This is a genomic window from Comamonadaceae bacterium OTU4NAUVB1 (genome assembly GCA_024372625.1).
Lineage (GTDB): Bacteria > Pseudomonadota > Gammaproteobacteria > Burkholderiales > Burkholderiaceae_C > Variovorax.
Genome location: CP099605.1, coordinates 253,916 through 266,609, shown reverse-complemented (window position 1 = coordinate 266,609; position 12,694 = coordinate 253,916). Strand labels below are relative to the sequence as shown.

Sequence of the window (12,694 nt, the reverse complement as noted above, 5' to 3'; positions counted from 1 at the left end):
TCGAACGATATGATCGGACGATTGTAACGGCTGCCCTTCGGAGGCTCATCCCTGCAGGGCAGGCGCAGGAAAAGACCATGGGCAACATCGACGAACTCAAGAGCACCGGCCTGAAGGCCACGCTGCCCCGACTGAAGATCCTTCAGATCTTCCAGACCACCAGCCAGCGGCACATGACCGCCGAGGATGTGTTCCGCGTGCTGCTCAACGAGCACTCGGACATCGGTCTGGCGACCGTGTACCGCGTGCTGACGCAGTTCGAGCAGGCCGGCATTCTGGAGCGCAGCCATTTCGAAAGTGGCAAGGCGGTCTACGAACTCAACGAGGGCTCGCACCACGACCACCTGATCTGCACGTCATGCGGCAAGGTCGAGGAGTTCTACGACGCGGAGATCGAAAGCCGCCAGCAACTCGTCGCCAAGGACAAGGGCTGGATCCTGCAGGACCATGCGATGTCGCTCTACGGCCTGTGCGCGGACTGCACCCAGAAGCGCTGACCTCGCCTCGCCTTCGGCGAGCTTCGCCGACCGACGCGCACCGCTGCGCAGATGCGGCGCGAGTCCTCAGGTATCGGCGCTGCTTTCCATCGCGCGCTGATGGCGCGCGACGAAATCGGCGTAGGTGTCGATGCCACGCAATTGCAGGATCGAATTGCGCACGGCTGCTTCCACCAGCACGGCGATGTTGCGTCCCGCGACCACCTGGATGATGACCTTGCGCACAGGGATGCCCAGGACGTCCTGGGTCAGCGGCGCGGCCGGCATGCGCTCGTAGTCGCGTTCGAAGCTGTCGCGTCGCACGAGGTGGACGATCAGCTTGAGTCGCATCTTTCGCCGCACGGCCGTCTCGCCAAAGATCGCGCGTATGTCCAGCAGACCGATGCCGCGCACCTCCAGCAGGTTCTGCAGCAATTCCGGGCAACGGCCCTCGATGGTGTTCTGATTGATGCGAAACAGGTCGATCGCATCGTCGGCCACCAGTCCGTTGCCGCGCGAGATCAACTCCAGACCGAGTTCGCTTTTGCCCAGACCCGATTCGCCGGTGATCATCACGCCCAGCCCCAGGATGTCCATGAACACGCCGTGCATTGACGTGCGCTCGGCGAAATGCTTGGACAGGTAGGCACGCAGCAGGTCGATCACGAACGCCGAACTCTCGCGCGTCGCGAACAGCGGCAGCTGAGCGCGTTCGCAGATGGCGAGCAGTTCATCGGGAGCGGTCTGGCCATCGGCCAGAACGAGCATCGGAGGCTCCAGCATCACGATGCGTGCGACGCGCCGGGCGCAGTCTTCCGGACTGCCACGGGTCAGGTAGGCGACTTCGCGGGTGCCCAGGATCTGCACCCGGTAGGGATGGATGTAGTTGAGATAGCCCACCAGATCGGCGGCGGATTGCGCGCGACTGATGACATCGGGGTCGAACTGACGCTCCGACGCGCCCAGTCCGGCCAGCCACTCCCAGCGCAGCGATGCGCGGAATTCCTCGAACATCGCATCCGCGCTGATCACCGTCGGTTTCATGCGCGGGTGCGACGAGCAGGCGGTTCAGGCCACCTGAGCGGATTGCCAGCCGGCGATCAGGGCGTGCAGTGCCTGAGCGTCGGTGCTCGACTTGATCTGCTCGCGCAGACTCGCGTCACTGAGGAGTTCCGCGATCTCCGAAAGGATTTCCAGATGCTTCTGCGTCGCGGCCTCGGGCACCAGCAGAAAGATCAGCAACACCACCGGTTGTTCGTCGGGGGCATCGAAGCCGATCGGATCGGCCAGCCGGAACACCGAAGCCATCGGTGACTTGAGGCCCTTGATGCGCCCATGCGGAATCGCCACGCCATGGCCGAGTCCGGTCGAGCCCAGGCGTTCGCGTGCGAACAGACTGTCGGTGATGAGCGCCCGCGCGAGGCCGTGGAGGTTCTCGAACAGCAGGCCAGCTTCTTCGAAAGCACGTTTTTTGCTCGTGGCGTCGACGCTCACGAGGACTTGAGCGGGCGGCAGGATGGACGCGAGGCGGTTCATGGTGAGGTCGGGGCGGGGGCGATTATGCACCCGCCTCCCAAAAAGCCAAGGCCACCCGAAGGTGGCCCGCAACGGGATTTGCCCGAATGAGGGTTTACATCACGCGCTTGGGCGCCTGATGATGGTGGTCCTGCAGTCGGTCCTTGTGCTTGACGACCTGGCGGTCGAGCTTGTCGACGAGGTCGTCCACGGCGGCATAGAGATCAGCGTGACTCGACTCCGCGAACATGTCGTTGCCCTTGACATGGATGTTGCACTCCGCCTTCTGGCGTCGTTCCTTTTCCTTCTGGTTTTCCACCGTGAGGATCACCTTGACATCGACCACCTGGTCGAAATGCCGGGTGATCCGGTCGAGCTTGGTGGTGACGTAGTTGCGCAAGGCGGGAGAAACGTCGAGGTGATGACCGCTGATCGTCAAATTCATGAAATGACCTCCTGGAATTGACGGTTGGGGAAATGACCGGCGCTTCGGGATGAAGGCGCCAGCCGGCGAAAAAGGAGTGGGGAAAAGGCGGACTTTGCGGCGATGGGGGACGGGAGGAAGCGGGAGCGACGGGTGATCGGAAAGGGAAATGGGTGTGTGTTCGGCCTTCGTCGAATCGGAACGAGGTCACGAGTCGGAGAGGACGGATTCACTATGCCCAAGGTGCGCAGGCATTGCAACCGCCTGGAGACAGCCCCCCGGAAGCGACTCGTCGCGCGGCATCGGCCGCTCTTCAATTCATAGCAAGGCAGCGCCAGGGGTCGCCGCCTGCGGAAGACATTAATAAAAAAGTTCACGGCCCGAAGCGAAGGCTTCGACCCTCCTGCGGACAAGGCCAACGCCATTGCCGATACCGATGCCGGGCGCGATGCCCGTGCGCCCGTCCGGCGACCGTGCCTGCGTTTCAGCGCCAGGCGGCTCGCATGCGGCCCAGCAGGTCGATGATGGCGGCCGGTGGTGGCACGGCGGGACCTCGCGGCGGGGCCGCTGGCCAGGTCACGCGCTCGAACCGGTCGGCATCGGCCTCGGTGATGAAGCGGGTGCGGGCGGCATACAGGTGGCGCTCGCCGCGCACCGCCTGCTGCGTGACGTAGAAGCGTTGCGGCACCAGGACATGGAGGTGGTCCCTGGCCCGGGTCATGGCCACGTAGAGCAGTCGCCGCTCCTCTTCGAGTTCGTGCGCGCCCTGCGCCATGTCGGCCGGTAGACAGCCGTCGACGGCGTTGAGCACGTGCACCGACGTCCATTCCTGGCCTTTGGCCGAATGGATGGTCGACAGGATCAGGTAGTCCTCGTCGAGCAGCGGCGGGCCGGGCCGGTCGCTGGTGGCCTCTGGCGGGTCGAGGGTGAGTTCGGTCAGGAAACGCTCGCGCGAACCGTGGCCCACGGCCAGCCGGGCGAGTTGCTCGACATCGCCGCGCCGGACGGCGGCATCGTCGTGCAGGCGCTCCAGGTGCGGCAGGTACCAGCGCACGGCGATGTCCATGTCGCCCGGCCATGCCAGATCCGGTCGACGCAGCGCGGCATACGCCTGCGCGAACCGCGCCCATTCCACTTTCGCCGTGGAAGGCGGCACGAACGCCTGCACGGCGGCGCCGGGGTCGGTCGCGGCGTCCATCGCGTCGAGCAGCCGCGCCGAGGTGGCCGGGCCGATGCCGGGGATGAGCTGCGTGACACGGAATCCCGCCATGCGGCCGCGCGGGTTCTGGGCGAAACGCAGCACGGCCAGCACATCCTTGACGTGCGCCGCCTCGAGGAACTTGAGTCCGCCGTACTTGACGAACGGGATGTTGCGTCGCGCCAGTTCCAGCTCGAGTGCCGCGCTGTGGGAGGAGGTGCGGAACAGGACCGCCTGGGACTTCAGTGCCAGCCCGCCCTCGCGATGCGCCAGCACGCGGTCGGCCACCCACTGCGCCTGCTGCGCTTCGTCCGGGACCAGCACGAGCTGGGGCCGGCCGGCCGAGGCCTTGTCGGTCCACAGGGTCTTGGCATGCCGTTCGGCCGCGGCGGCGATGACGGCGTTGGAGACGTCGAGGATCGGCTGCGTCGAGCGGTAGTTGCGCTCCAGCGTGACGATGCGCGTCTCCACCGGCTGCGGCCCCTCGGGCGAAGGACGCGAGAACTGAGCGGGGAAATCGAGGATGTTGCGCACCGTCGCGCCACGGAACGAATAGATCGACTGCGCGTCGTCGCCGACCACCGTGAGGCCCTGCCCGTCGGGCTTGAGGCCGAGCAGGATCGAGGCCTGCAGCCGGTTGGTGTCCTGGTACTCGTCGACCAGCACGTGGTCGAAGCGCGCTGCGACCTGCGCCGCGAGCGCGGGCTCGGCCACCATGCCGGCCCAGTAGAGCAGCAGGTCGTCGTAGTCGAGCGCATGCTGATGCTGCTTCGCCTCCACATAGGCCGCGAACAGCCGCCGGAACTCGTCCTGCCATTCGCCGCACCACGGGAATGCCTCCGCCAGCACGTGGCCGAGCGGCATGCACGTGTTGACCGCGCGCGAGTAGATCGAGAGGCAGGTTCCCTTCCGCGGAAAACGCCGGGTGGTGGCCGACAGGCCCAGGTCGTGGCGCACCAGTCCCATGAGGTCCTCGGCATCGCCGCGGTCGTGGATGGTGAAGTCCTCGTCCAGGCCGATCTGAACGGCGTGTTCGCGCAGCAGCCGCGCGCCGATGCCGTGGAAGGTGCCGGCCCACGGCAGCACGGGCGTGGCCTCGTCGCGCAGTCCCAGCACGCGCGCGGCAACCTGGCCGGCGCGGCGCGCCATCTCCTGGGCCGCGCGGCGCGAGAAGGTCAGCAGCAGGATGCGCCGTGGATCGGTGCCGCGGGCGATCAGGCCGGCGACGCGATGCGCCAGGGTGCTGGTCTTGCCCGATCCGGCGCCGGCGATCACGAGCAGCGGACGCGCATCCGCGGCGCCCGCCCCACCCGGTGCCCAGCCGTGTTCGACCGCCGCGCGCTGGGCTTCGTTGAGGGTCGACAACGCCTGGGCGAGGCGCTCGGCCGACGTGGAAGGCGCGGGGGCTGGGACGGTCGCGGCGGTGGGCATCGGACTCGACTTTACTGGATGTCCATCCAGAACGAACGGGGTCCGGGACGCGGCGTCTCTACGGGTAAATGCCGGGGGCCGATGCCATAATCGCGCGTCGCTTCAACCGGAGATATCGACTTGGAAAGCTGTCCGTCTCGACAGCTTTCGACTCCCGCCTGAACGCCATCGGCGAGGGAATCGGAAGCGTCCCACCCCCTCGCCCATCGTCAGAATTTTCACGGGAGTGAGCCCATGCTCAACATCTTCACGCTCGCCAACGGGCGCCTGGTCCAGGAAGAGATCGAGGCCCTCGAGGAGCTGTCCCAGTTCCAGCCCATCTGGGTCGACCTCGAATCGCCGACGCTCGAGGAGAAGCGCTGGATCAAGCAGTACTACGGCCTGTCCATCCCCGAGGATGCGATGGACGAGGACATCGAGGAGTCCGCCCGCTTCTACGAGGAAGACAACGGCGAGCTGCACATCCGCAGCGACTTCCTGATCGACGACGACGAGAACCCGCGCTCCGTGCGCGTGGCCTTCATCCTCAACCAGCACAACGCCGAGCTGCGCAGCCGTGGCGTGCTGTTCTCCATCCACGACGAGGACGTGCCGGTGTTCCGACTGCTGCGCATGCGCGCGCGGCGCGCGCCGGGACTCATCGAGGACGCCAAGGAGGTGCTGCTCAAGCTGCTCGACGCCGACGCGGAATACTCGGCCGACACGCTGGAGAACATCTACGACGAACTGGAGGTCGTCGGCAAGAAGGTGCTGGCCGGCAACGTCAGCGACGAACTCGCCGGCGAGGTCCTCGGCGCCATCGCGCGTCAGGAAGACCTGAACGGACGCATCCGCCGCAACGTGATGGACACGCGCCGCGCGGTGAGCTTCATGATGCGCAGCCGCATGCTCAATGCCGACCAGTTCGAGGAGGCGCGCCAGATCCTGCGCGACATCGAGTCGCTGGACAACCACACCGCCTTCCTGTTCGACAAGATCAACTTCCTGATGGACGCGACGGTCGGCTTCATCAACATCAACCAGAACAAGACCATCAAGATCTTCTCGGTGGCCAGCGTGGCGCTGCTGCCGCCCACGCTGATCGCGAGCGTCTACGGCATGAACTTCAAGTTCATGCCCGAACTCGACTGGACCTTCGGCTACGGCTACGCGATCGCGCTGATGGTGGCGAGCGCGCTCGGACCGATGTGGTACTTCCGCCGGCGTGGCTGGTTGAAGTAGCCTTCAGGCCTTGTCGCGCAGCTCGCGTCGCAGGATCTTGCCGACCGGCGTCTTGGGCATGTCGGCACGGAACTCGATGCGCGCAGGTCGCTTGTAGCCCGTGAGGTTCTCCTTGCAGAAGGTCCGCACCTGGGCTTCCGTGAGGTCAGCGCTCTTCCTCACGATCACCAGCTTGACGGCCTCGCCCGTCTTCTCGTCGGCGATGCCGACCGCCGCGCATTCGAGCACGCCCGGCATCTGGGCGACCACGTCCTCGATCTCGTTGGGATAGACGTTGAATCCCGACACCAGGATCATGTCCTTCTTGCGGTCAACGATGCGGAAGAAACCCCGCTCGTCGACGCGGCCGACGTCCCCGGACTTGAACCAGCCGTCGGCCGTCATGACCTTCGCGGTCTCGTCGGGGCGCTGCCAGTAGCCGGCCATCACCTGCGGCCCCTTGATCGCGATCTCGCCGGCCTCTCCGGGCGCGGAGGGACGGCCCTCGTCGTCCAGCAGGGTCATCCAGGTGCCGGGCAGCGGCACGCCGATGGTGCCGGTGTAGGCGGCGCTGGTGGTCGGGTTGCAGCTCACCGACGGCGAGGTTTCGGACAGCCCGTAGCCCTCGCAGATCGGGCAGCCGGTCTTCTCCAGCCAGAGCCTGGCGACCGCGCCCTGGACCGCCATGCCGCCGCCGACCGACACCTTCAGGTTCTTCCAGTTCACGGTGCCGAAATCCGGGTGGTTGGCGAGTCCGTTGAAGAGCGTGTTGACGGCCGGAAAGCTGTGGAACGTGTGCTTGGACAGTTCCTTCAGCGTGGCGGCGAGGTCGCGCGGATTGGGGATCAGGATGACCTTGCCGCCGGTTCGAAGGCCCAGCATCATGTTCACCGTGAAGGCGAAGATGTGATAGAGCGGCAGCGCGCAGACGCTGGTGGGCTGCTCGCCATCGGGCACCTTCGCCATCACCGGCGCGTTCCAGGCCTCCGACTGCAGCACGTTGGCGATCACGTTGCGATGCAGCAGCACCGCGCCCTTGGAGACGCCGGTGGTACCGCCGGTGTACTGCAGCGCCGCGATGTCGTCGGGCCCGAGGGCGACCGGCCTGAGCGTCGCGCGAGCGCCGTGCCCGAGCGCGGCGTTGAAGGTCACCGCGCCGGGCAGGTGCCAGCGCGGCACCAGCTTCTTCACCTTGCGCACCACGAAATTGACCAGAGCGCCCTTGAGCAGTCCGAGGCGATCGCCCATGGCGCAACGCACGACGTGCTTCACCGACGTCGAGTCCAGGCACTGCGCCAGCGTGGCGGCGAAGTTCTCCATGATCACGATCGCCGTGGCGCCGCTGTCCTTGAGCTGGTGGGCGAGCTCGCGCGGGGTGTAGAGCGGGTTGACGTTGACCAGCACCAGACCCGCGCGCAGGATGCCCGCGACGGCGATCGGGTACTGCGTGCAATTGGGCATCATGACGGCGACGCGATCGCCGGGGTTGAGTCCGAGTCCCTGCAGGTAGGCCGCGAAGGCACGGCTCAGGCGGTCCACCTCGCCATAGGTGGCATCGCGGCCCATGAAGCTGTAGGCGATGCGATCGGCATGGGTGGAGAAACTCTCCTCCATCAGGGCCGGCAACGAGGCGTAGCGGCCGACGTCGATGTCGGCCGGCACGCCCGGGGGATAGCTGGCGAGCCAGGGGCGGTCGTTCATGGCGTTGGGGGCTGGGTTCCTGGGCGTGTCGTGCTTCACTCGATGGCCTTGGTCATGTCCTCGACGACCTTCTTGGCATCGCCGAAGACCATGAGGGTCTTGTCCATGTAGAAGAGCTCATTGTCCAGGCCGGCATAGCCCGCGGCCATCGAGCGTTTGTTAACAATGACGGTCTTGGCCTTGTAGGCCTCCAGGATGGGCATGCCGTAGATGGCGCTGCCCTTGGTGTGCGCGGCCGGGTTGACCACGTCGTTGGCGCCCAGGATGATGGCCACGTCGGCCTGGCCGAACTCGCCGTTGATGTCCTCCATCTCGAAGACCTGGTCGTAGGGCACCTCGGCCTCGGCCAGCAGCACGTTCATGTGCCCGGGCATGCGCCCGGCCACCGGATGGATGGCGTACTTCACGGTGATGCCCTTGTCGGTGAGCTTGGCCGCGAGCTCCTTGACCGCGTGCTGCGCGCGCGCCACGGCCAGCCCGTAGCCCGGCACGATCACCACCGTCTCGGCGTTGGCCAGCACGAAGGCCGCGTCGTCGGCGCTGCCGCTCTTGACCGGGCGCTGCACCGCCGCCGCGCCACCGGCCGTGGCAGTCACCGCCTCGCCCCCGAAGCCCCCCAGGATGACGTTGAAGAAGCTGCGGTTCATCGCCTTGCACATGATGTAGGAGAGGATCGCCCCGGAGCTGCCCACCAGCGAGCCCGCCACGATCAGCATGGCGTTGTTCAGGGAGAAGCCGATGCCCGCGGCCGCCCAGCCCGAGTAGCTGTTGAGCATCGAGACCACCACCGGCATGTCCGCCCCGCCGATCGGGATGATGATGAGCACCCCCATCACGAAGGCCAGGGCGAGCATCGCGAAGAACGCGTCCCAGCGTTCCGTGGCCACGAAGACCAGGCCCAGCGCCACCGTCAGCAGCCCGAGCGCGAGGTTGAGCAGGTGCTGGCCCTTGAAGGCCACGGGGGCGCCCTGGAACAGGCGGAAGCGGTACTTGCCCGAGAGCTTGCCGAAGGCGATGACCGAGCCGCTGAAGGTGATCGCGCCGATGGCCGCGCCCAGGAACAGCTCCAGGCGGTTGCCGTGGGGGATGGCGTAGCGCAGCACGCCGTCCACCAGCACCGCGCCGGTGGTGGTGGCCGTGGCCGCCACCGCCGCCACCGGCGGCGGCGTGATGCCGAAGGCCCAGGGCTCGGCCACCGCCGCCACCCCGATGAACACCGCCGCCAGACCGATCATGCTGTGCATGAACGCCACCAGCTCGGGCATCTTGGTCATCTCGACCTTGTGGGCCATGAAGGCTCCCGCGCCGCCGCCGATCACCAGCGCGGCGAGCACCCAGGCGATGCCGCTGGCGAAGCCCACCCCGAGCATCGCGGCCTGGCCGTGGATGAGCGCGACGGTGGTGGCCACCGCGATGGCCATGCCGCTCATGCCGAAGAGGTTGCCGCGGATGGAGGTGGTGGGATGCGACAGGCCCTTCAAGGCCTGGATGAAGCACACGCTGGCCACCAGGTAGAGCAGCGTGACGACGTTCATGCTCACGAGGCGTCTCCCTTCGCGCCGGCGGCAGCGGCTGCGGCGGGCGCCTTGCGCTCCTTCTTCCTGAACATCGCCAGCATCCGGCGCGTGACCAGGAAGCCGCCGAAGACGTTGACCGCCGCCAGCGCCACGGCCAGCACGCCCATGGTCTTGCCCAGCGGCGTGACCGTCAGCGCCGCGGCCAGCATGGCCCCCACGATGACGATGGCCGAGATGGCGTTGGTCACCGCCATGAGCGGCGTGTGCAGCGCCGGGGTGACCGTCCACACCACGTGGTAGCCCACGTAGATGGCCAGCACGAAGATGATCAGGTTGATGACGGTGGGGGATACGGGGTCCATGGCGCTTCGCTCCTCGTTGTGCGTTGTCGCGGTGTCGTTCTACTTGCGGGTGACCTGGCCGTCCTGCGCCACGCGGCAGGCCGCGACGATGTCGTCCTCCAGGTCGATCACGACACCCCCGTCCTTGCCCAGGATCAGCTTGAGGAAGTCGAGCACGTTGCGCGCGTACAGCGCCGAAGCGTCGGCCGCCACCAACGCCGCCAGGTTGGTCTCTCCCACGATCGTCACGCCGTGCCTGACCACCGTGCGGTCGGCTTCGGACAGCGGACAGTTGCCGCCCACGCCGCCAGGGCCCTTGCCCGCGGCGATGTCGACGATCACCGAGCCGGGCTTCATCGACTTGACCATCGCCTCGGTGACGAGCGTCGGTGCCGCCCGCCCGGGGATGAGCGCAGTGGCGATGACGATGTCGGCCGCCGCCACGCGCTTGGCGACCTCCACCTGCTGACGCGCGAGCCAGCTCGGGGGCATCGGCTTGGCATAGCCGCCCACGCCGACGGCCGCTTCCTTTTCCTCGGGCGTGTCGTAGGCCACCTCGATGAACCTGCCGCCGAGCGACTCGACCTGCTCCTTCACGCTCGGGCGCACGTCCGACGCCTCGATCACCGCGCCCAGGCGCTTGGCCGTGGCGATGGCCTGCAGCCCCGCCACCCCCACCCCCAGGACCACCACCCGGGCGGCCTTGACCGTGCCCGCGGCCGTCATGAGCATCGGGAAGAAGCGCTGGTAGCGGTCGGCCGCGATCATCACGGCCTTGTAGCCGGCGATGTTGGCCTGCGAGGACAGCACGTCCATGCTCTGCGCGCGCGTCGTGCGCGGCGCCGCCTCCAGCGCGAAGGCGCTCACCCCCGCCTCGGCCAGGCGCGCCAGCCCGGGTGCGTCGAACGGCTCGAGCATGCCCACGAGCACCGCGCCGCGCCGCATCAGTCCCAGCTCCGCGCCCGAGGGGGGCCGCACCTTCAGCACCACCTCGGCCCCGAAGGCGCCCGCCGCGTCCGTGAGCGTCGCCCTCACGGCCTCGTAGGCCGCATCGGGCACGCTCGCGGCCACGCCCGCGCCCGAGGCCACCCGCACCGCGTGGCCCTGCGCCACCAGCTTCTTCGCCGTCTCCGGCGTCACCGCCACCCGGGTCTCGCCCGCTGCCGTCTCGGCAGGTACGCCTATCTGCATGAGCCATCTCCTCGGGCAGCGCCGGTGCCCTTTTTCTTCAAATGAGCTTACTCGAACCCTTCCGCGTCTCGCATGGGGTTAGCGCTGGGCAAAGAAGCGTCCTACAAATGAAAACAAGTGTCACCCGCGCGGCGTGAGCCGTCGCGGATTGGGTTTCAATCCGCCTCCGCAGGCGCGCCGGCACCGCGATGCACCGGCCTTTTCCTTCGCGCCAGCGCGCCGGCCGCCGTTCATTTGCATCCGGGGGATCGCTCGGGTTAACATTTAAAACTAGTACTATGGTTTTCATTAATTCCCGTGTTCGGGATGGCGAGCCAGCGACGAAGGGACAGGAAATGCGAATTGCAGCGCTAGACGACGAGTCCAGCCAGCGCGACCTGATACGCATGACGATGGCGCGGATGGGTCACGAGTGCCATGGCTACGGCTTCGCCAAGCCCTTGCTGCACGACCTGCGTCACCAGAGCTTCGACCTGCTGATCCTGGGCTGGTCGCTGCCCGACATGCCCGGTCCCGCCGTCGTCAGGCGCATCCGGGAAGACTTCAACAACCGCCTTCCGATCCTGTTCGTGACCGACCGCCACGAGGAAGCCGACATGGTCGAGGGACTCGCGGCCGGTGCCGACGATTTCATGCTCAAGCCGATCCGCACCGCCGAACTCGAAGCGCGCGTGCACGCCCTGCTGCGACGGGCCTACCCGGCCCGGCAGGACACCGAACTGGCTTTCGGCCCCTATCACTTCCTGCCCCAGCGGCGCATGCTCAAGGTCAACGGCGTGCAGGCCGAACTCAAGCACCGGGAGTACGAGCTGGCGCTGTTCCTGTTCCAGAACATGGGCCGCCTGCTCTCGCGCGAGCACCTGCGCGAGGCGATCTGGGGCGTCAGCGACGACACGCCCTCGCGCTCGCTCGACACCCACGTCTCGCGGCTTCGCACCAAGCTCGACCTGCGTCCGTCGCACGGCTTCCTGCTGTCGGCCATCTATGGCATGGGCTACCGCCTGGAAGCGGTCGATGCCGAGGACTTCGTGAACACGCGTTTCGCGACGAGTCCGGGCGCCGCCTCCACACCGGCGGCCTGAGCCGCCACGCGGCCGGCGTCCGGGCATCGTCCCGGCGCTACAGTCGAAGCCCGCTCGGCCTTCGCGCCGGGCGTTCCCACAAGAGCATCGCCCCATGACCGCATCACGTTCCCGCTGGAAACCCAATGTCACCGTGGCGGCGGTGATCGAACGCGATGGCCGCTTCCTGCTGGTCGAGGAGCACACCTCGGGTGGACTGAAGCTCAACACGCCCGCCGGCCACCTCGATCCCGGCGAGTCGCCCGCCGAGGGATGCGCCCGCGAAGCGCTGGAAGAGACCGCGCACCACTTCACGCCGACCGCGCTGGTGGGGGTGTACCTGGCACGCTTCCAGCGGCCGGCGGCACAGCCCGGGTCCGACGGCGAGACCGACATCACCTACCTGCGTTTCGCCTTCGCCGGCACGCTCGGGGCCTTCGAGCCCGACCGTGCGCTCGACGAGGGCATCGTGCGCACGCTGTGGATGGACATCGACGAGCTGCGCGCCAGCGTCGAGCGCCATCGCAGCCCCCTGCTGTTGCGGTGCGTGGAGGATTACCTCGCGGGACAGCGCCATCCGCTCGAACTCGTCCACACCGACATCTCGGTCCTCACGCCACCGGACGCGGCTGCCTGAGA

At 67.3% G+C, this 12,694-nt stretch carries 12 protein-coding genes; 4 read left to right on the top strand and 8 right to left on the bottom strand.

Translation table 11 applies throughout. From position 1 onward, the window contains the following. Positions 1 to 77 precede the first annotated feature (77 nt). Positions 78 to 497 carry a ferric iron uptake transcriptional regulator gene (fur, locus tag NF681_04665; protein UST54505.1) on the top strand — a complete coding sequence of 140 codons (420 nt, stop codon included), beginning with the start codon at positions 78 to 80 and terminating at the stop codon, positions 495 to 497. A gap of 66 nt (positions 498 to 563) precedes the next feature. Here fur and hprK read toward each other — a convergent pair whose 3' ends face one another. The 4 genes from hprK to NF681_04645 form a co-directional block, all read right to left on the bottom strand. Beyond that, on the bottom strand, positions 564 to 1,520 hold the full coding sequence (gene hprK / locus NF681_04660; GenBank protein ID UST54504.1) for an HPr(Ser) kinase/phosphatase: 957 nt from the start codon (positions 1,518 to 1,520) through the stop codon (positions 564 to 566). A gap of 24 nt (positions 1,521 to 1,544) precedes the next feature. After that, positions 1,545 to 2,012 carry a PTS sugar transporter subunit IIA gene (locus NF681_04655; protein ID UST54503.1) on the bottom strand — a complete coding sequence of 156 codons (468 nt, stop codon included), beginning with the start codon at positions 2,010 to 2,012 and terminating at the stop codon, positions 1,545 to 1,547. Positions 2,013 to 2,106: 94 nt separating this feature from the next. Beyond that, positions 2,107 to 2,436 (bottom strand): ribosome-associated translation inhibitor RaiA, encoded by a 330-nt coding sequence (raiA, locus tag NF681_04650; protein ID UST54502.1) that lies wholly within the window; start codon positions 2,434 to 2,436, stop codon positions 2,107 to 2,109. 463 nt (positions 2,437 to 2,899) lie between these two features. After that, positions 2,900 to 5,044 (bottom strand): ATP-dependent helicase, encoded by a 2,145-nt coding sequence (locus tag NF681_04645; protein ID UST54501.1) that lies wholly within the window; start codon positions 5,042 to 5,044, stop codon positions 2,900 to 2,902. A 234-nt stretch (positions 5,045 to 5,278) separates the two neighbouring features. Between NF681_04645 and corA the strand changes: the two genes are divergently transcribed. Further along, positions 5,279 to 6,265, top strand: a complete 987-nt coding sequence (gene corA, locus NF681_04640; GenBank protein UST54500.1) for a magnesium/cobalt transporter CorA — start codon at positions 5,279 to 5,281, stop codon at positions 6,263 to 6,265. Positions 6,266 to 6,268: 3 nt separating this feature from the next. On the opposite strand, the gene NF681_04635 is transcribed toward corA, so the two are convergent. The 4 genes from NF681_04635 to NF681_04620 are packed head-to-tail and all read right to left on the bottom strand — an operon-like array spanning position 6,269 to position 10,994. Beyond that, entirely contained in the window at positions 6,269 to 7,945 is a 1,677-nt protein-coding gene (locus tag NF681_04635) for a long-chain-fatty-acid--CoA ligase (GenBank protein ID UST54499.1), read from the bottom strand. A gap of 35 nt (positions 7,946 to 7,980) precedes the next feature. After that, positions 7,981 to 9,486 carry an NAD(P)(+) transhydrogenase (Re/Si-specific) subunit beta gene (locus NF681_04630; GenBank protein UST54498.1) on the bottom strand — a complete coding sequence of 502 codons (1,506 nt, stop codon included), beginning with the start codon at positions 9,484 to 9,486 and terminating at the stop codon, positions 7,981 to 7,983. After that, entirely contained in the window at positions 9,483 to 9,824 is a 342-nt protein-coding gene (locus tag NF681_04625) for an NAD(P) transhydrogenase subunit alpha (protein UST54497.1), read from the bottom strand. Before NF681_04625 ends, NF681_04630 begins: the two co-directional genes overlap by 4 nt. 39 nt (positions 9,825 to 9,863) lie before the next feature. Then, the gene (locus NF681_04620; GenBank protein UST54496.1) at positions 9,864 to 10,994 is read right to left on the bottom strand and encodes a Re/Si-specific NAD(P)(+) transhydrogenase subunit alpha; all 1,131 of its coding nucleotides are present in this window, start codon (positions 10,992 to 10,994) and stop codon (positions 9,864 to 9,866) included. 335 nt (positions 10,995 to 11,329) lie between these two features. Between NF681_04620 and NF681_04615 the strand changes: the two genes are divergently transcribed. Next, positions 11,330 to 12,076 (top strand): response regulator transcription factor, encoded by a 747-nt coding sequence (locus NF681_04615; protein UST54495.1) that lies wholly within the window; start codon positions 11,330 to 11,332, stop codon positions 12,074 to 12,076. A 94-nt stretch (positions 12,077 to 12,170) separates the two neighbouring features. Then, positions 12,171 to 12,692 (top strand): NUDIX hydrolase, encoded by a 522-nt coding sequence (locus tag NF681_04610; GenBank protein UST54494.1) that lies wholly within the window; start codon positions 12,171 to 12,173, stop codon positions 12,690 to 12,692. Positions 12,693 to 12,694: the final 2 nt, after the last annotated feature.

Coding starts and splice junctions, on each gene's coding strand:
- fur (UST54505.1), top strand. CDS start 78: ATGGGCAACATCGACGAACTCAAGAGCACCGGCCTGAAGGCCACGCTG.
- hprK (UST54504.1), bottom strand. CDS start 1,520: ATGAAACCGACGGTGATCAGCGCGGATGCGATGTTCGAGGAATTCCGC.
- NF681_04655 (UST54503.1), bottom strand. CDS start 2,012: ATGAACCGCCTCGCGTCCATCCTGCCGCCCGCTCAAGTCCTCGTGAGC.
- raiA (UST54502.1), bottom strand. CDS start 2,436: ATGAATTTGACGATCAGCGGTCATCACCTCGACGTTTCTCCCGCCTTG.
- NF681_04645 (UST54501.1), bottom strand. CDS start 5,044: ATGCCCACCGCCGCGACCGTCCCAGCCCCCGCGCCTTCCACGTCGGCC.
- corA (UST54500.1), top strand. CDS start 5,279: ATGCTCAACATCTTCACGCTCGCCAACGGGCGCCTGGTCCAGGAAGAG.
- NF681_04635 (UST54499.1), bottom strand. CDS start 7,945: ATGAACGACCGCCCCTGGCTCGCCAGCTATCCCCCGGGCGTGCCGGCC.
- NF681_04625 (UST54497.1), bottom strand. CDS start 9,824: ATGGACCCCGTATCCCCCACCGTCATCAACCTGATCATCTTCGTGCTG.
- NF681_04620 (UST54496.1), bottom strand. CDS start 10,994: ATGCAGATAGGCGTACCTGCCGAGACGGCAGCGGGCGAGACCCGGGTG.
- NF681_04615 (UST54495.1), top strand. CDS start 11,330: ATGCGAATTGCAGCGCTAGACGACGAGTCCAGCCAGCGCGACCTGATA.
- NF681_04610 (UST54494.1), top strand. CDS start 12,171: ATGACCGCATCACGTTCCCGCTGGAAACCCAATGTCACCGTGGCGGCG.